The sequence below is a fragment of the Streptomyces sp. NPDC001381 genome (assembly GCF_042895685.1).
GTDB lineage: Bacteria > Actinomycetota > Actinomycetes > Streptomycetales > Streptomycetaceae > Streptomyces.
This window is the reverse complement of sequence record NZ_JBIAWO010000002.1, coordinates 951174-967626: the sequence shown is the minus strand read 5'-3', so window position 1 is coordinate 967626 and position 16453 is coordinate 951174. Positions and strand designations below refer to the sequence as shown.

Here is a 16453-nt window from a genome sequence, read left to right as displayed (position 1 = left end):
GTGCGGGCCGTCCGGCCCCCGGGTCCCGGGCCGGACGTCCCGGCAGCCCGGGCACGGCCGGTCAGCCGGCCGTGAGGTCGGGGCGGATCAGGGTGCCCGACCGGCCGTGCACCATCTCGTAGGCCGCGTCCAGGGCGCCGATGGCGGCGAGCCCTCCGGTCCGCTCGACGAACCGGGCGGCGGCCTCGGCCTTGGGCCCCATGGAGCCCTCCGGGAGGCCCTTGCGGCGCATCTCGGCGGGGGTCGCGTCGAGGACCGGCTGCTGGGCGGGGGTCCCGTAGTCCTCGTACACGCACGGGACGTCGGTGAGGATGAGCAGGAAGTCGGCCTTCAGGTCCTCGGCGAGCAGGGCGGCCGTCAGGTCCTTGTCGATGACGGCCTCCATGCCCGTCAGTGCGCCGCTGTCGCGGTCCGCGGTGACGGGGACGCCTCCGCCGCCCGCGCAGATCACCAGGGTCCCGCTGTTCAGGAGTGCGTGGACGGTGTCGGTCTCCAGGATCCGTTCGGGGGCCGGGGAGGGGACGACGCGCCGCCAGCCGGTGGTGTCCCGCGCGATGTGCCAGCCGCGCTTGCGGGCGAGGGCGGCGGCCACCTCCCGGGGGTAGACCTGGCCGACGAACTTGGTGGGCCGGGCGAACGCCGGGTCGTCGGCCCGTACGAGGGTGTGGGTGACGAGCGTGGCGATGTGGCGGCCGGGGAGGGCGTCGTGCAGGGTGCAGGCCAGCAGGGAGCCGATCATGCCCTGGGTCTGGGCGCCGAGCAGGTGCAGCGGGTAGGGGGCGCTGAGGGCGGGGTCGGCGGCGCTCTCCATGGCGAGCAGGCCGATCTGGGGGCCGTTGCCGTGGGTGATGACGAGTTCGTGCTCGTGGGCGAGGGTGGCGAGGGCGGTGGCGACCCGGTCGATGTTGGCCTGCTGGACGGCGGCGTCGGGGCGTTCACCGCGGTGGAGCAGGGCGTTGCCGCCCAGGGCGACGACGATACGCATGGCTCAGTCCTCCAGGGTGGCGACGAGTACGGCCTTGATGGTGTGCAGCCGGTTCTCGGCCTGGTCGAAGACGATGGACGCGGGGGAGGAGAAGACCTCGTCGGTGACTTCGAGCGCGTCCAGGCCGTAGCGGTCGAAGAGGTCCCGGCCCAGACGGGTGCTGCGGTCGTGCAGGGCCGGCAGGCAGTGCATGAACTTCACGTCCGGGTTGCCGGTGGCGGCCAGCGTCTTGGCGTCGACCTGGTACGGCAGCAGCAGTTCGATCCGCTCCCGCCAGGTCTCGGCGGGCTCGCCCATGGAGACCCAGACGTCGGTGTGCAGGAAGTCGGCTCCGCGTACGGCGGTCTCGACGTCCTCGGTGAGCGTGATCCGGGCGCCGCTGTCCTCGGCCAGCTTCCGGCACGTGGTGACCAGGGCGGGGTCGGGCCACAGCCGGGCGGGCGCGGCGATCCGCACGTCCATGCCGAGCAGCGCGCCCATGGAGAGCAGCGAGTTGCCCATGTTGTTGCGGGCGTCGCCGAGGTAGCAGTAGGCGATGTCGGGCAGCGGCTTGGGGCTGTGCTCGTGCATGGTCAGGACGTCGCACAGGCTCTGGGTGGGGTGCGCGGTGTCGGTGAGACCGTTGTAGACGGGGACGCCGGAGTGGGCGGCGAGGGCGGTGACGAGGGACTGCGCGGAGCCGCGGTACTCGATGGCGTCGAACATGCGGCCGAGTACACGGGCGGTGTCGGCGATGGACTCCTTCGCGCCGATGTGGGTGTCGCCGGGGCCCAGGTAGGTGGTGGCGGCGCCCTGGTCGGCGGCGGCGGCCTCGAAGGCGCAGCGGGTGCGGGTGGAGGTCTTCTCGAAGATCAGGGCGAGGTGCCTGCCGGTCAGGCGGGGCTGCTCGGTGCCGGCGCGCCGGGCCGCCTTGAGGGTGGCCGCCAGGTCGAGGAGGTGGTGGATCTCGGGGGCGGTGAAGTCGAGTTCGCTCAGGTAGGAGCGGCCTCGCAGGTCGATGGTCATGTGGGTTCCCCCTGGTGGTCAGGCGACCGGGTCGCGTTCGACGGGGCAGCTCATGCAGCGCGGTCCGCCGCGGCCGCGGCCGAGTTCGGCGCCGGCGATGGTGACGATCTCGATGCCCTGCTTGCGCAGGTAGGTGTTGGTGGTGACGTTGCGCTCGTAGCCGACGACGACCCCGGGGGCGAGGGCGAGGAAGTTGCTGCCGTCGTCCCACTGCTCGCGTTCGGCGTTGCGGATGTCCTGCGGGGCGGAGAGCATCCGGACCTTGTCGAGGTCGAGGGCCTCGGCGAGGGCGGTGGCCAGGTCGGAGTTCGGGGCGACGTCGAAGCCGCACTCGCGGGTGCCGCTGGGCGTGAGCGTCCAGGAGCGCAGGGAGTCGGCGAGACCCGGGTAGATGACGAAGGTGTCGCGGTCGAGCATCGTCAGGACGGTGTCGAGGTGCATGTAGGCCCGGGTGGCCGGGAGCTGGACGGCGACCAGCCGGGTCGCCGTGCCGTCCGCGAAGAGGCGGGCGGCCAGGTTCTCCACGGCCTGGGCGGTGGTCCGCTCCCCCACGCCGACCATGACGGCGCCGTTGCCGAGGACATGGACGTCTCCGCCTTCGAGGGTGCCCACCGGCCCGTCGAGGAGCGGTGCCGGGGCGACGCCGGCGAACAGGGGGTGGAAGCGGTAGATCGCCTCGGCGTGCAGGCTCTCGCGCCGCCGGGCCGGCTTGGCCATCGGGTTGACCGACAGACGGTCGTAGATCCAGCAGGAGTTGTCGCGCGGGAAGAGGTGGTTGGGCAGCGGGGCGAGGGCGAAGTCCTCGGCGTCCAGCGCGCTCCAGACCAGGCTGTGCGGGGTGGCCAGCGGCAGGTCGCTCTTGAGGAGGCCGCCGATGAGGTGTCCGGCGAGGGTCTCGCCGTCGAGCTCGGCGCACAGGGCGCGCACCGGGTCGATCAGCGCCGGTCCGACGGTGGCCGGGGTGATCACCCGGTCCAGCAGCCAGTCGCGGGCCGGCGCGGAGTCGAGGGTCTGGGCGAGCAGGTCGGCGAAGTAGTGCACGCGGGTGCCGTGGTCGCGCAGCACCTGGGCGAAGGCGTCGTGCTCCTCCCGGGCGCGCTTGGCCCACAGGATGTCGTCGAAGAGGAGGGCGTCGACGTTGCGCGGGGTGAGGCGGGAGAGTTCGATGCCCGGGCGGTGCAGGATCACCTGGCGCAGGCGGCCCGCCTCGGAGTCGACGTGGAACGTGTTCATGGCGTTGCTTCCTCTGCCGTGCGGGGGCGGTGGTCAGTCCTGGGGGCGGTGGGCGTCGCGCTTGCGCGGGCCGCCGACGCGGCTGGTGCCCACTCCGCGGGAGAGCCGCGCGGGCGGGGCCGGCGTCTCGGGGGCGCGCTCCTCACGCGGGGCGCGGGCGGCGGGGATCTCCGCCTGGGCGTCGCCGTACCGGCCCTGCCCCCGCTTCAGCCACACGTAGACCGGCACGCCGAGCAGCAGCACGAACAGTCCGTAGTAGACGGTCTGGTAGCCGCTGCCCTGGATCGACCAGTAGGAGAAGGCGAGCGCCAGGGCGGCGACGGTGACGTCACGGGCCAGGCGCCGCGGGCTGAGGGTCTCCCGGCCGCGCACCAGCAGCCAGTAGAGCTGCGCTGCGGCGGAGAACAGGTACGGGATCACCGCGGTGAGCACGCTCAGCAGCACGATCTTGGTGAAGACGTCCTCGAAGCGGGTGTAGCTGAACACGGTGATGAGCGAGGCCAGCACGGTGGAGGCGATGACGCCGAAGGCCGGGACACCGCTCTCGCCGCGCAGCCTGGCGAAGGCGTCGGGGAAGAGTCCGTCGCGGGCGGCGGCGTAGGGCATCTCGGCGCACAGCATGGTCCAGCCGTTGAGGGCCCCGATGCCCGAGATGATCGCGGCGGCGGCCACGACGTCTCCCGCCCAGGTGCCGCCGAAGATGTTGTTCACGGCGTCGGTGAACGGCGCCGTGGTGTCGCCGAGCGCTCCGTGCGAGACGGTGCCGAAGACCGCGAGCGTGCCCAGGATGTAGATGACCGCGCACAGCAGGGTGCCGTAGACGGTGGCGCGCGGCACGTTGCGCTCCGGGTCGCGGACCCGGCCGGCGACCACCGAGGCGGCCTCCAGACCGAGGTAGCTGAACAGGGCGATCGCGGCGGCGGCGGAGATCGCGCCGAGCGCCGACTGGCCGCTGGCGTTGAAGGCGCCGAAGTTGTCCGGGTCGATGAAGAGCAGTCCGACGGTCGCCATGAAGACGAGCGGCACGAACTTCAGCACGGTGGTGACCACCTGGAAGGCGCCGATGTTGCGGACGCCGGTGAGGTTGATCGCGGCCGCCGTCCACAGTCCGGCGAGGGCGAGCGTCATGGAGATCCACGTCGTGTGGCCCTTGTTGACGAACACCTCGAGATAGCCGACCCAGGCCACGGCGATCGCCGCGTTGCCGGCCCACGCGGTGATCCAGTACGACCAGGCGTTGAGGAATCCGGCGAACTCGCCGAACGCCTCCCGGGCGTAGACGTACGGTCCGCCACTGGCCGGAACCCGCTTCGACAGCGCCCCGAAGGTCAGCGCGAGCGCCAGCGCGCCCAGCGTGACGACGACGAAGGCGACCAGGGAGACGGGCCCGTACGGGGCGAGGGCGGAGGGAAGGGCGAAGATTCCGGTCCCGATGACGGTCCCGATCACGAGCGCGGACGCGGCCGGGAGACCGAGCGCCGCCTTGGGCGCCGCTCGGTCACCGCTCGCTGAAGGCCTGGGCATGGCTGTGCTCCTCGTGCAAGTCGCGGATGAGTGGATCCGGAACGATGGTTCTGCGCCCAGCCGGATCGGGGGCAGCGGCCACAGGGGCCCGGGCCGGACCCGAAGGTCCCGGTCCCAGGGTCCGGGCAGTCCCGGTCCGAGGGCCCGGGCGGTACCGGCCGGTGCCGAACGGGCCGGTCGTGGGACCAGGTGGCCCATGGTCCACGCCGCCGGCCGGGCACACGCTGGCCTTGACGTTCGCAGCCCCCCGCCAGGGAGACATGCCATGAACACTTCCGCGACCCCCAGCATGATGCGCTCGCTGTCCGCCGAACACAGCCGGCGGCTCATGCGCATCGCCCGAGAGGTGTCCATCCCCCAGGGAACCCGTCTGTTCGAGGAGGGTGAGCGCGCCGACCGCTTCTGGATCATCCGCACCGGAGGCATCGAGCTCGACATGCGGGTGCCGGGCCGCCGGCCGGCCGTCATCGAGAATCTCGGGCACAACGAACTGGTCGGCTGGTCCTGGCTGTTCACGCCCCATGTCTGGCACCTGGGCGCCGAGGCGACCACCCCGGTGCGGGCCTACGAGTTCGACGCCACGGCCGTCCGGCTGATGTGCGAGGACGACCCGGCGCTGGGCAACGACGTGGCCCGGTGGGTCGGTCAGGTGCTCGCCCACCGGCTCCGCTCGTCCAGGACGCGCCTGATCGACCTGTACGCCCCCCACGGCGCCGGAAGCCTCGTCTGACTCCGGCCCGGACCCACCATGAAGGAGTGGCCATGCACGGCACCCCGCACCTCGTCAGTGATGTGATGACCCACACGGTCGCCGCGGTCGGTCGCGGGGCGACCTTCAAGGAGATCGTGCAGTTGATGCAGGACTGGAAGGTCAGCGCCCTGCCCGTCCTCGAGGGCGAGGGCCGGGTCGTCGGCGTCGTCTCCGAGGCGGACCTGCTGCCCAAGGAGGAGTTCCGCGACAGCGATCCCGACCGGTACACCCAGTTGCGCCGCCTCTCCGACCTGGCGAAGGCCGGCGCCGTGACCGCCGAGGAACTCATGACCTCCCCGGCGCTCACCGTCCGCGCGGACGCCACGCTGGCCCAGGCCGCCCGGATCATGGCCCGGGCGAAGGTCAAGCGGCTTCCCGTCGTGGACGCCGTGGGCATGCTCGAAGGGCTCGTCAGCCGCGCCGACCTGCTCAAGGTCTTCCTCCGCACCGACGAGGACATCGCCGAGGAGGTACGGCGCGAGGTCGTGTCCTACCTGTTCCCGACGCCGGACTCGAACGTGCGTGTGGAGGTGCACAACGGTGTCGTGAAGCTGGCCGGCCAGGTCCGGGACACCGCGCTGGTGCCGGTGGCGGCACGGCTGACCCGCGCCGTCGAGGGCGTCGTGGACGTGGACTTCGCCCTCACCCGGCACGCAGGGCCGACGGACGCGCCCGCGGCCGGCCCGCGGGGCGCCGACTCCGCGTGACCCCCGCGCCATCCCCGGCCCGCCCCTGCGGATGGGGCCGGTCGGGGGCTTCCGCCGCCCCGAGAGGGGCCGGTCGGCCCTAGTGCGCCCGACCCCGGCGCATGATGATCGGCAGCGTGGACAGCTCGCTGTCCGTCCTCCACCGGGAACAAGGGGTCACCATGCCAGAGCCACGCACCTTCACCGAGCAGAACCCGATCCGGGTGTTCCTGCTGGACGACCACGAGGTCGTCCGCCGCGGCCTGGCCGACCTGCTCGACGCCGAGCCCGACATCTCGGTGATCGGCGACGCCGGCACCGTCGACCACGCGCTCGCCCGGGGGCCCGCGCTGCGTCCCGACGTCGCGATCCTCGACGTGCGGCTGCCGGACGGCGACGGCATCTCGGTGTGCCGGGAACTGCGCAGCCAGATGCCGACCCTGTCCTGTCTGATGCTGACCTCGTTCGACGACGAGGAGGCCCTGCTGGACGCGATCATGGCCGGCGCCTCCGGTTACGTCCTCAAGCAGATCAAGGGATCCGACCTGGTCTCGGCGGTGCGCACGGTGGCCTCGGGCCAGTCGATGCTGGACCCCGCCACCACCGCCCGCCTGATGCGCTCGCTGCGGGCCGAGCCCGACGCCGCCCCGGCCATGCCGTCCGAGCTGGCGAGCCTGTCCCCGCGCGAGCGGGACATCCTGGCCCTCATCGGCGACGGTCTGACCAACCGCGAGATCGGCAAGAAGCTCTACCTCTCGGAGAAGACCGTCAAGAACCACATCTCCCGCCTCCTGGCCAAGCTGGGTGTGCAGCGCCGGGTCCAGGCCGCGGTCCTCGCCTCCCATCTGGAGCCGCAGGGGGCCGAGCACCGCTCCAGGTGAGGACAGGACGGGTCGACCGGGCCCGTGCGCGGGGCCGTACGGCCTCTGTCCGGGCACTCCCCCGCGGAGCACGCTGAGGCAACCGCCGATACCGGCCCGGCCTTCCAGCGAAGTGAGGGGATGAGACCCCGATGTCTTCCACCGCCCTCGACGTCCGGACCCTGGAGACCCTGGTCTCCGCCGCCGTGACGGCCCCCTCGATCCACAACACGCAGCCCTGGCGTTTCCGCCTCGACGCGGACACGGCCACGCTGCGGATCCACGCGGCCCCGGACCGCGGACTGCGCCACACCGATCCCCTCGGCCGTGCCCTGCACCTCTCGGTCGGCTGCGCGGTCTTCAACCTCAGGGTGGCGCTCACCCACTTCGGACGGGAACCGGTGACGCGGCTGCTGCCGCGCCCCGAGCAGCCCGACCTGCTCGCCGCCGTACGGCTCGGCGGTCCCGCCAGAAGCTCCTTCCCCGGTCTCTACGACGCCCTGTGGCGCCGTCACAGCAGCCGGTTCCCCTTCTCCGGGCGCCCGCTGCCGGCCGCGGTACGGGCCGAGCTGACCGAAGCGGCCCACGCCGAGGGCGCCGCCCTGGCCCACCTCTCCCCCGCCGGCGCCGACCGCCTGCTCCGGCTCACCCGCGACGCGGAGCACCGCAACGCCGCCGATCACGACCGGGCCCGGGAGAGCCGCCGCTGGGTGCGCGCGCGGGACGGCGCCGGCCTCGGGATGCCGCCGGAGGTGCTCGGCCCGCAGGACGTCCGGGAGATCGTCCCCATGCGGGACTTCGGTGCTCACCGCACGCTCCGCGGGCTGCCGGCGCGCCCCTTCGAGCGACGGCCCGCCCTCGCCGTCCTCTCCACGATGCACGATCGCAGGACCGACTGGCTGCGGGCGGGGCAGGCCCTGCAGCACTGTCTGCTGGTCGCCACCGCCCACGGTGTCCGGACCTCGCTCCTGCACCAGGCGGTGGAATGGCCGGACCTGCGCGAGCAGCTCGTGACGTCGGCGGACGCCCGCCCGGCCCACGCCCACATGGTGATCCGCCTCGGCTACGGCCCCGAGGGACCCCCGTCCCCGCGCGGCGACGTGCCCGTGGCCGCCTTCACCGAGCCGCGGCCGGGCCGCTGACCGGCGTGCGGCGGGCGGAGGGCGTCGTGCGCGGGGGCTCCCGCACGGGCTTCGGTCACCGACCGGTGGACGCCGGGCGGGGAGGAGGTGCCGTGCCGCCGAGCGGATCGTGGCGGATCCGGTCCGGGGGCAGGTTCATGGCGGTCAGGCTCCGCACCGTGGCGGTGACCATGGCCGGCGGGCCGCTCACATAGGCGACGTGCCCCGACCAGTCACCGTGCCGGGCGACCGCGTCGGACACCGAGACCTCCTCCGCGCCCCCGGGGCCCTCGGCGATCACCGGGACGACGCGCAGCCACGGGCGGCCGTTCCCCAGCTCCGCCAGGGCGGCGTTGTCGTAGAGGTCGTCCGGCGTGCGAGCGCCGAGGAACAGGTGCGCGCCGCGGCCGCGCGGACGGCGTGCGGCCAGCTCTTCCAGCAGCCCTTTGGCGGTGGCCCACCCGGTGCCGCCCGCCACGATCAGCACATCCCGCTCCAGGCCGTCGTCCAGCGTCATGGATCCCTGAGCGGGCCCCAGCCGCAGCGGGTCGCCGACGCGGGTGTGCGCCACCAGCGCATCGCTCACGCCTCCGCGGCCGGTACCGCGGACGTGGAACTCCAGTTCCCCGTCCGGGCGGGGCGCGCAGGCCAGGGAGTACGGCCGCCAGGTGTGCGGCAGCAGCGGGGTCTGGAGTCTCGCGTACTGCCCGGCCCGGTAGGGATACGTTTCCGCGGTGCGGACGCGGAGGACGGCGAGATCCGGACGGCGCCGCTGGTGCTCCGTCACGGTCCCGTTCCAGTACGGAGGCTCCGCCAGCGCCGCGTCCGCCCCGTCCACCATGGCCGCGACGGCGAACCGCAGCATGCGCAGCCACGCCTGCTCCAGCTCCTCCGTCCACCGCTCCCCCGCGCTCCGCCGCAGGGCCTCGCGGAGCGCCCGCTCGAACACCTCGTAGTGCACCGGCCGCACGCCCAGCTTGCGGTGGTCACGGCCCAGCCGGGCGCAGAAGGCGGCCACCTCGTCCGGCCGGTCCAGGTGTTCGATCAGATACCAGAAGGCCCGCTCCAGATGGGCCCGCTGGAAGTCCATGGAGCCGGGGAACAGCCCGCGCAGATACGGGTGCTGCTCGAACATGGCCTCGTACAGGTAGGTGATGAGGTCGCCGAAGGGCGTCACCAGCGGCAGGTCCCGGATGATCGTCCGCTGGTCGGCACCCCGGTCGTGGGCGCGCCCGGCCTCCCACGCCCCGGCGGCCCGCGCGGGCCCTGCGGCCGGGGACGGCGACCGCCCGGGGGAGAGCAGCCGCTGCCGCAGCCGCATCGCGTCCTGCCGCGCCAGGAGCGCATGGTACTCGTCGTACGCGTCGCTTCCGGTGGTGCTCACGAGCCGGTCCTCCCCCGCCCCGTCGCCGGTGTCGCCCGCCGGTCCCCGGCAGCCGCCGGCGGGACTCCGCCGACGTCGCGCACACACGTTCCGCACGCGCCGCCGCTCCCGCAGCCGGCGGCCGGGGCGCCGCGCGCCACCCCGGCCCCGAGCGGGCCGGCCACGGCCGGGGCACACGTTCGCTTCCCGGCGGTGCCCCGGCCTCGGCGCGCGTAGTACCAGGCCATGTTGGAGGCGAGCCCGGCCAGCAGGAGCCAGACGATCCCCACCCGTGCGCCCCGGCTGAAGGACACGGCCGCGGCGACCGCGGCCAGGGCGCAGAGACAGCCGGCGTACACGGCGAGACGTGGCGGATGCGGTGGACGGGGCATGGCGGGCGTCTCCTGTCGAAGCACGGGTGCGGCCTGCCGGACGGAGCCGGGACAGACCTGGGACAGACCTGACGGCGCCTCCCCGTCGGCCTCGGCCGGGGCCGGACCATGACCCGCGGCGGACACGGACGGCGGGGGCCGGCCGTTCGCGGCGACGGCGGCGGCAGCGGAGGCACGACCGGGAGGCGCGCCAGTATTGCACCGCCGCCCCGTCGACGTCCGGCCCCGGCCGACAGGGAAGTTCGGCCCTTTCGAACCTGCCCTGACCTGTGGTTTCCTGGCGCGGCGCCCGGTACGCGCCGGCCTCGCGCCCGTACCCGCCCGGACGAACCCGTACGCGCGGGTAGGGCCGAACGGCCCCAGCGGAACCACGGCGCGGCCTCATAACTTACGGAACCGTAGGTTCAGTCCCCGCAGTGAGAGGCCGGTTCACGTGGCCACCATCCCCCCGTCCCGTTCCGTCCGCCGCACCACCTGGACGGACGCGCAGCTCCTCCACGCCCTGGAGGAGGTGGTCGAGCGCGAACTCAACCGCCACCTGGGCGTCTTCAAGGAATGGATGCCCCACGAGTACGTCCCGTGGAGCCGGGGACGGGACTTCGACGGGGTCCTGGGCGGTGAGCCCTGGGCGCCGGAGCAGTCTCCGCTGACCGAGGTGGGCAAGGTCGCGATGGTGGTGAACCTGCTCACCGAGGACAACCTGCCGAGCTACCACCACGAGATCGCCACCCTGTTCGGGCGCGACGGCGCCTGGGGCACCTGGGTGCACCGCTGGACCGCGGAGGAGGCCCGGCACTCCATGGTCATGCGGGACTACCTGGTGGCGTCCCGCGCGGTGGACCCGGCGGCCCTGGAGCGGGCCCGCATGACCCACATGTCCGCCGGATTCGTCTCCGACAACCGGCACTCGCCCCTGCACACCGTGGCGTACGTCGCCTTCCAGGAGCTGGCCACGCGCATCTCGCACCGCAACACCGGGCACAGCTCGGGCGACCCGGTCTGCGACCGTCTGCTGGCGCGCATCGCCACCGACGAGAACCTGCACATGGTCTTCTACCGCAACCTGCTCAAGGCCGCCCTGGAGATCGCCCCCGACCAGGCGCTGCGCGCCGTCGCCGACGTGGTGAGCGGCTTCAGGATGCCCGGCCACGGGCTGCCCGGCTTCGAGCGCGCCGCCGTCGAGATCGCCCTGGGCGGCGTCTACAACCTGCGCGTCCACCACGACGACGTCCTCCAGCCGGTGCTGCGCCACCTCAAGGTGCTGCACATCGGCGGCCTCGGGCCCGAAGGGCTCAGGGCCCAGCAGGAACTGGGCGAGTTCCTCGGCGATCTGCGCACGCAGGCGACCCGGTTCGACGAGCGCCGGGCCGCCATCCTGGCGCGCCGCTCGTCGAAGGGCTGAGCCCCCCGCCCGGCACCGGCGGGACGGCGCGGCGGTCCGGGCCGAGGGCCCGGCGAACCGCCCTCGCGGGTCTCCGGCACCGGCTGCCCGCGTCAGGAGCACGGGACCGCCGACCGGCGCCGGCGCGCGGAGCCGGCGGCCGCCGCTCCGGCCGACGGCGTACCCCGCGTCGCCGCCCCGTCGCCGGCGACCGGTCCGGGTGGCTCAGCCGAAGCGGTCGCTCTGCGCGCGCGACCCCGCGCGGCGGCCGATGATGGGGGTACGGCCCTACACGCGGAGTGATCATGACGGGTTGGCGGGTCAGGGACTACCACCAGGACGATCTGGAGGGCGTGGTCCGCGTCGACATGGAGAGCGGCACGACCGACGAGCCGGCTCTCTTCCCGCTCGCGGACGCCGTGTCCGCGCTCCAGGACCTCCACCCGGCCGTGGTGGCCACGGCGGACGATGTCGTGATCGGCGCCGCGGTGAGCAGGGTGGAGGGCGACCGGGCGTGGATCCTGCGCATCTGCATGGCGCCCGCCTGGCGGCACCAGGGGCTGGGCAGTGCCCTGATCACGGCGCTCGAGCACCGTCTCTTCACCGACGGTGTCCGCACGGTGCACGCGGCCCTGCCCGAGGGCGAGACCGGTGCCGCCGCCCTGCGCAACCGCTCGTTCGGCGCCCGCACGGGTCTGGTCCTCTTCGAGAAGCACCGGCCGATGCCCCCGCAGGCGGCGGGCATGCTCTCCTCGCTCGGAGGGGAGCTGCCGGCCGACGGGCTGTGGAAGCAGGTCGCGGGCATGGAACGGGAGAAACGGCTCATCGAGCGCCGCCTGGTCCTGCCGCTGGCCCACCCCCAACTGGCCGCGGACCACGGAGTGGAGCTGCCGCGGGCCGTGATGCTGTTCGGTCCGCCCGGGACCGGCAAGAGCACGTTCGCGCACGCGATCGCCAGCCGCCTGGGGTGGCCCTTCCTCGAACTGTTCCCGGCCCGGCTGGCCGCCGAGTACGGCCTGGCGACCGGGCTGAGCAGGCGGTTCGAGGAGATCTCCCGGCTCGACCACGTCCTGGTGTTCATCGACGAGGTCGAGGAGGTCGCCGGTGAGCGCGGCGGCGCGGACGCGACCGCGGTCGGTGTCGTCAACGAGCTGCTCAAGGCGATCGTCCGGTTCCGCAAGCAGGACGGGCGGCTGCTCGTCTGCGCCACGAACAACGTGACCACCCTCGACTCGGCGTTCCTGCGGCACGGCCGCTTCGACTACGTGCTGCCGATCGGTCCTCCCGACCACCGCGCCAGGACCGCGCTGTGGGAGAGCTACCTGGCACGAGCGGGCACCACGGCGGACGTCGCGGCACTCGCGTCCGCGAGCGAGGGTTTCACACCGGCCGACATCGCCCATGTGGCGCGGACCGTCTCCCAGGCCGGTTTCGAGCGCACCTTCGACACCGGGATCCGGGTCCTCCCCACCACGGACGACTACCTGGACGCGATCCGCGGCACCCAGCCCACGGTCGGCGCCGCCGCGGCCGAGGAGTTCGCCGAGCAGACGAAGCAGTACGCGCGCCTCTAGGGCTCGTCGCGACAGTGGCGTCGTCGCCCGGAAACCCTCGTACCGGGCGTACCCGGGCTTTCGGGCGGTGCGGCGACAGGATGTGCGCCGGGCGTCGCGCGGCAGGCGCGTCGCCGGCGCACCGGGCCCCGAGGACCGCGAAGTCCCCGCTCGTCTCCGAGCGGGGACCCGGGGCGTGTGCCCTTACGCGGTGGTGCCGGCGGCGGTGTGGTGTCCGCGTCCGCCGCTGGTGCGCGGCGTGCGCCCGCCGCCCTCGACCGCGGCGCGGACGGCGGTGAGGGTGTAGGCCAGCGCGGCGGCGGCCACGATCGCGAGCAGCGCCAGACCGGCGGCGTAGGTCCCGTACTCGCCGTACAGCGAGCCCATCACGAGCGGCGGCAGGAAGCCGCCCAGTCCGCCCGCGGCGCCGACCACGCCGGTGACCGAGCCGACCTGGTCGGCCGGGGTGAGCAGAGCCACCAGGGCGAAGGTCGCCCCGCTGGCCGCACCGAGCGCGGCGGCCATGGCCAGGAAGGCGACGGTGCCCAGCGGCGCCAGCGGCGGGGTGAACGACTGGACCACGGCTCCGGCCACGACCACGGCCAGCGCCCCGGACAGGACCCGTACCGGTCCGACGCGGTCGGACAGCCAGCCGCCGATCGGGCGCATCGCCACCGCCAGCAGCACGAACCCGGCCATGCGGTTCGCCGCGTCGGCCTGGGTGAGTCCGTAGCCGGTCTTGAGGTAGGTGGGCAGGTAGACGGAGAAGGCGACGTAGCCGCCGAAGGCCACCGCGTACAGCGCGGCCGCCTGCCAGGTGATGCCGAGCCGGGCGGTGGCGGCCAGCCGGCGGGCCAGCGGCTGCGTCGGAACGGTCCGTCCGGGCGCGTCACGCAGCACCAGCCCGGCGACCAGGGCGTACCCGGCCAGCACCGCGGCGGTGATCAGGAACGGGGTCGACATGCTCTGCGCGTCGACCAGCTTCACCGTGGTGAGCGCGCTGATCGCGGTGCCGCCCATGCCGGCGCCGAAGACGCCGATGGCGAGGCCGCGCCGCTCGGGCGGGAACCAGGCGTTGACGAAGGGCACGCCGACGGCGAAGGCGGTGCCGCCGATGCCGAGGAAGAACCCGCCGACCAGCAGGGCCGTCAGCGAGGAGTGCCCGGCCAGGCCCAGGTAGAGCACCGGCACGATGGTGGCCGCCGAGACGATCGGGAACATGACCCGCCCGCCGAACCGGTCGGTCAGCGCGCCGACCGGGATGCGGCCCAGGGAACCGACCACCACCGGCACCGCCACCAGCAGCGACTGCTGGAACGACGACAGGTCGAGGCTGTCCTTGAAGCGGGGGCCGAGCGGGCTGAGCAGCGCCCACGCCCAGAAGTTCACGGCGAACCCGACGGTGGCCAGGGCCAGCATCAGCCAGGCACGGCCGGGTACCTGCGTACCCGACGGTGAGCCGGCGCTCTTCGACTTCGACGGCTGGACCATGGTGTCCGCCCCTTTCGTCTTCATGGTGGAACTGCGCCACCGGGGTCACACGCCCACCGCGGGCCTCTTGCCCGAGCGGAACGGCACCCCTGCACCACTGTCCGTACCGGGCCCCGCCGGCGGCATGGGCCGGGTGTCCCCTTCGGTGGACGGACGGTCCCCGTCGGAGGCGCCGGCCTTTCCCCCGGTCAGCCCCCTTCGGGTAGGGCCGGTCGGCCCTACCCCCACGACCCGCGACCCGCGACGATGGGCTGATGTTCCATAACGACGGCTTTCGCGCACTCGACCGGCAGGAGTGCCTGCGCCTGCTAGCCAAAGTGCCGGTCGGCCGCGTCGTGTACACCCGACACGCGCTGCCCGCGGTCCTCCCCGTCAACTTCTCGCTCGACGCGGATGCCTCGGTGCTGTTGTGCACCACACAGGGATCGGACCTGGTGCGGGCCATCGACGGTGTCGTGGTCGCCTTCGAGGCGGACGAGTTCGACGCCGAGACCCGGTCCGGCTGGAGCGTGGTCGTGACCGGACGGGCCTCCGTGGTGACCGACCCCACCGAGCACGCGCGGCTGTGGCAGGCCGGCCCCCAGTCGTGGATGCCGCTGCGGGACCCGGTGTTCGTACGGATCGACTCCGAGGTGGTCACGGGGCGCGAGCTGGGAGACCGGGCGGCCTCCCCCGAGACACCGCCCCGGTACCCCCCGGACCTCTGACACCTGCCCCTCGTCCGTGCCCGAGCCGGCGGCCCGCAGGCCGCCGGCTCCGTCGTGCCGTCCGTCCGTTCCCCGGCCCTACCGGCCCGGCCGCGGCTACCGCGGCGAGGTCCCACCAGCCTCCGCTTCCCCGGCTCGATCCCACCGGCCTCCGGCCCCTCGGCCTTCCCGCCCTACGACTCACCGGCCCGGCCCCACCGGACCGGCCTCCGATCACCGACCCGCCCCCACCAGCCTCCGCTGCACCGGCCCGGCCGGACCGGCCTCCGGTTCGTCTGCCGGGGCGTACCCGCCCCGTTTCTCCGGCTCCGTCGCGCCGGCCCCCGCTCCGTGAGGGCCGGTGGGGCAGGCCTGCCTCACGGGGTGGCCTGCGGGCCGGGGTCCGTGGCGGCGTGGCCGGGCAGGGGATGCGCGGCCGCGCGGGGAGTGGGGCGGCCGTCGGGGCCGTAGCCGAACCGGATCAGCACCTGCGGGTGGCACCGCTTGTGCCGGGGGAGGGCCGTCGCGGAGCGCAGGTCCTGCCACTCCATGGCCTGGTGCAGAAGCGACGTGCGCAGCCCTCGGGCGGTGGCCGTGAGCAGGACGTACTGCAGGGCCTGCCCGGCGCGCAGCCAGTCGTCCCGCCGGTCGTGGCCGGTCCACAGCAGGGCCAGCTGCACATGGCGCTCGAACCACAGGGCGGGCAGCCGGAGCGCGGGCAGCCCATGGGTGAAGTCACGCATCGGCATCCGTCCGGCCGCGTCGGGCGGGCCGAGGGCGCTGACCGGAATGCCGTAGGAGGCGTCCGCTCCCGGGGCGGTGAGCCAGGAGCGGGTCTCGGCGGTGCGGGCGGGGTGGGCGTTGTTGCGGGCCTCGGCCTCGGCGGTCAGACGCAGCAGCCGCCGTGTCCCGGCGACGTCCGGCACGTGCAGCCGCGCGCCTGCGGCGTGTGCGGCCGCCGTCATCTCCGCCACGACCGGCTCGGGCACCGGCCGGCCGGTGAAGGGCATCCGGCTGGTGTGCCGCCGCGCGATGGCCTCGTGGAGGCCGTCCCCGGCGGGCTGGTCGTCCGCCGCGAGCGGTCCGGTCAGGCGGACGGTCGCCAGCAGTCCGGGCACGCGCGGGTCCGGCAGCAGTCTCACCTCCGGCCGCCAGCCCTGGTGGACGGCGGCGAGCCGGAGGTTGAAGACGGCGGCGCCCACGGACAGGTACTGGGCGCGGTGCGCCGGGTCGGTCAGCGGCAGCGTTCGCGCCGGTGCCGAATGGACCTCCAGTATCCGGCTGCCGGGGTCCACCCGGAACCGCCAGGGCTGGGTGTTGTGGAGGGACGGGGCCATCACGGCCGCCGCGAGCAACGACTCCACGGTGGTCGCGTCCGGCAGGACCTGGGTGCGCATGGCGCCTCCTCTTTCTTCATGACCG

The 16453-nt window shown here is 73.9% G+C and carries 15 protein-coding genes; 7 read left to right on the top strand and 8 right to left on the bottom strand.

The window, feature by feature from the left end:
* Window positions 1-61: 61 nt before the first annotated feature.
* The 4 genes from ACFY2L_RS11365 to ACFY2L_RS11350 are packed head-to-tail and all read right to left on the bottom strand — an operon-like array spanning window position 62 to window position 4672.
* A complete protein-coding gene (locus tag ACFY2L_RS11365; protein ID WP_390822118.1) occupies window positions 62-985 on the bottom strand; it encodes a carbamate kinase in 924 nt (307 codons plus the stop codon).
* Between the two features lie 3 nt (window positions 986-988).
* On the bottom strand, window positions 989-1990 hold the full coding sequence (gene argF / locus ACFY2L_RS11360) for an ornithine carbamoyltransferase (protein WP_390822117.1): 1002 nt from the start codon (window positions 1988-1990) through the stop codon (window positions 989-991).
* A gap of 18 nt (window positions 1991-2008) precedes the next feature.
* Window positions 2009-3223 carry an arginine deiminase gene (locus tag ACFY2L_RS11355; RefSeq protein WP_390656682.1) on the bottom strand — a complete coding sequence of 405 codons (1215 nt, stop codon included), beginning with the start codon at window positions 3221-3223 and terminating at the stop codon, window positions 2009-2011.
* 33 nt (window positions 3224-3256) lie between these two features.
* Window positions 3257-4672, bottom strand: coding sequence for an APC family permease (locus ACFY2L_RS11350; RefSeq protein ID WP_390657122.1), 1416 nt, complete (start codon window positions 4670-4672; stop codon window positions 3257-3259).
* A gap of 340 nt (window positions 4673-5012) precedes the next feature.
* Between ACFY2L_RS11350 and ACFY2L_RS11345 the strand changes: the two genes are divergently transcribed.
* The 4 genes from ACFY2L_RS11345 (at window position 5013) to ACFY2L_RS11330 (ending at window position 8186) form a co-directional block, all read left to right on the top strand.
* The gene (locus ACFY2L_RS11345; RefSeq protein ID WP_390822116.1) at window positions 5013-5477 is read left to right on the top strand and encodes a cyclic nucleotide-binding domain-containing protein; all 465 of its coding nucleotides are present in this window, start codon (window positions 5013-5015) and stop codon (window positions 5475-5477) included.
* A gap of 32 nt (window positions 5478-5509) precedes the next feature.
* On the top strand, window positions 5510-6205 hold the full coding sequence (locus ACFY2L_RS11340; RefSeq protein ID WP_390822115.1) for a CBS domain-containing protein: 696 nt from the start codon (window positions 5510-5512) through the stop codon (window positions 6203-6205).
* 161 nt (window positions 6206-6366) lie between these two features.
* On the top strand, window positions 6367-7065 hold the full coding sequence (locus ACFY2L_RS11335; protein ID WP_390656679.1) for a response regulator: 699 nt from the start codon (window positions 6367-6369) through the stop codon (window positions 7063-7065).
* 131 nt (window positions 7066-7196) lie between these two features.
* On the top strand, window positions 7197-8186 hold the full coding sequence (locus ACFY2L_RS11330; protein WP_390822114.1) for an Acg family FMN-binding oxidoreductase: 990 nt from the start codon (window positions 7197-7199) through the stop codon (window positions 8184-8186).
* Between the two features lie 55 nt (window positions 8187-8241).
* On the opposite strand, the gene ACFY2L_RS11325 is transcribed toward ACFY2L_RS11330, so the two are convergent.
* On the bottom strand, window positions 8242-9486 hold the full coding sequence (locus ACFY2L_RS11325; RefSeq protein ID WP_390822411.1) for a globin domain-containing protein: 1245 nt from the start codon (window positions 9484-9486) through the stop codon (window positions 8242-8244).
* A gap of 59 nt (window positions 9487-9545) precedes the next feature.
* Window positions 9546-9920 (bottom strand): hypothetical protein, encoded by a 375-nt coding sequence (locus ACFY2L_RS11320; RefSeq protein WP_390822113.1) that lies wholly within the window; start codon window positions 9918-9920, stop codon window positions 9546-9548.
* A 433-nt stretch (window positions 9921-10353) separates the two neighbouring features.
* Here ACFY2L_RS11320 and ACFY2L_RS11315 point away from each other — a divergent pair, with 433 nt between their 5' ends.
* Window positions 10354-11322 carry an acyl-ACP desaturase gene (locus ACFY2L_RS11315; protein WP_390656676.1) on the top strand — a complete coding sequence of 323 codons (969 nt, stop codon included), beginning with the start codon at window positions 10354-10356 and terminating at the stop codon, window positions 11320-11322.
* Window positions 11323-11606: 284 nt separating this feature from the next.
* Window positions 11607-12875, top strand: a complete 1269-nt coding sequence (locus tag ACFY2L_RS11310; protein WP_390656675.1) for an ATP-binding protein — start codon at window positions 11607-11609, stop codon at window positions 12873-12875.
* Between the two features lie 183 nt (window positions 12876-13058).
* Here the strand turns inward: ACFY2L_RS11310 and ACFY2L_RS11305 are convergent, their stop codons facing one another.
* On the bottom strand, window positions 13059-14345 hold the full coding sequence (locus ACFY2L_RS11305) for a nitrate/nitrite transporter (RefSeq protein WP_390657120.1): 1287 nt from the start codon (window positions 14343-14345) through the stop codon (window positions 13059-13061).
* A gap of 254 nt (window positions 14346-14599) precedes the next feature.
* On the opposite strand from ACFY2L_RS11305, the gene ACFY2L_RS11300 reads away from it, so the two are divergent.
* Window positions 14600-15052 carry a pyridoxamine 5'-phosphate oxidase family protein gene (locus ACFY2L_RS11300; RefSeq protein ID WP_390656674.1) on the top strand — a complete coding sequence of 151 codons (453 nt, stop codon included), beginning with the start codon at window positions 14600-14602 and terminating at the stop codon, window positions 15050-15052.
* 356 nt (window positions 15053-15408) lie between these two features.
* On the opposite strand, the gene ACFY2L_RS11295 is transcribed toward ACFY2L_RS11300, so the two are convergent.
* Window positions 15409-16428, bottom strand: a complete 1020-nt coding sequence (locus ACFY2L_RS11295; protein ID WP_390656673.1) for an Acg family FMN-binding oxidoreductase — start codon at window positions 16426-16428, stop codon at window positions 15409-15411.
* Window positions 16429-16453 lie beyond the last annotated feature (25 nt).

What these genes read in the sequence shown, in the direction of transcription:
- ACFY2L_RS11355 (WP_390656682.1), bottom strand. Translation starts at nt 3,223, where the DNA reads ATGAACACGTTCCACGTCGACTCCGAGGCGGGCCGCCTGCGCCAGGTG.
- ACFY2L_RS11320 (WP_390822113.1), bottom strand. Translation starts at nt 9,920, where the DNA reads ATGCCCCGTCCACCGCATCCGCCACGTCTCGCCGTGTACGCCGGCTGT.
- ACFY2L_RS11330 (WP_390822114.1), top strand. Translation starts at nt 7,197, where the DNA reads ATGTCTTCCACCGCCCTCGACGTCCGGACCCTGGAGACCCTGGTCTCC.
- ACFY2L_RS11335 (WP_390656679.1), top strand. Translation starts at nt 6,367, where the DNA reads ATGCCAGAGCCACGCACCTTCACCGAGCAGAACCCGATCCGGGTGTTC.
- argF (WP_390822117.1), bottom strand. Translation starts at nt 1,990, where the DNA reads ATGACCATCGACCTGCGAGGCCGCTCCTACCTGAGCGAACTCGACTTC.
- ACFY2L_RS11325 (WP_390822411.1), bottom strand. Translation starts at nt 9,486, where the DNA reads ATGCGGCTGCGGCAGCGGCTGCTCTCCCCCGGGCGGTCGCCGTCCCCG.
- ACFY2L_RS11345 (WP_390822116.1), top strand. Translation starts at nt 5,013, where the DNA reads ATGAACACTTCCGCGACCCCCAGCATGATGCGCTCGCTGTCCGCCGAA.
- ACFY2L_RS11305 (WP_390657120.1), bottom strand. Translation starts at nt 14,345, where the DNA reads ATGGTCCAGCCGTCGAAGTCGAAGAGCGCCGGCTCACCGTCGGGTACG.
- ACFY2L_RS11340 (WP_390822115.1), top strand. Translation starts at nt 5,510, where the DNA reads ATGCACGGCACCCCGCACCTCGTCAGTGATGTGATGACCCACACGGTC.
- ACFY2L_RS11365 (WP_390822118.1), bottom strand. Translation starts at nt 985, where the DNA reads ATGCGTATCGTCGTCGCCCTGGGCGGCAACGCCCTGCTCCACCGCGGT.
- ACFY2L_RS11295 (WP_390656673.1), bottom strand. Translation starts at nt 16,428, where the DNA reads ATGCGCACCCAGGTCCTGCCGGACGCGACCACCGTGGAGTCGTTGCTC.
- ACFY2L_RS11310 (WP_390656675.1), top strand. Translation starts at nt 11,607, where the DNA reads ATGACGGGTTGGCGGGTCAGGGACTACCACCAGGACGATCTGGAGGGC.
- ACFY2L_RS11300 (WP_390656674.1), top strand. Translation starts at nt 14,600, where the DNA reads ATGTTCCATAACGACGGCTTTCGCGCACTCGACCGGCAGGAGTGCCTG.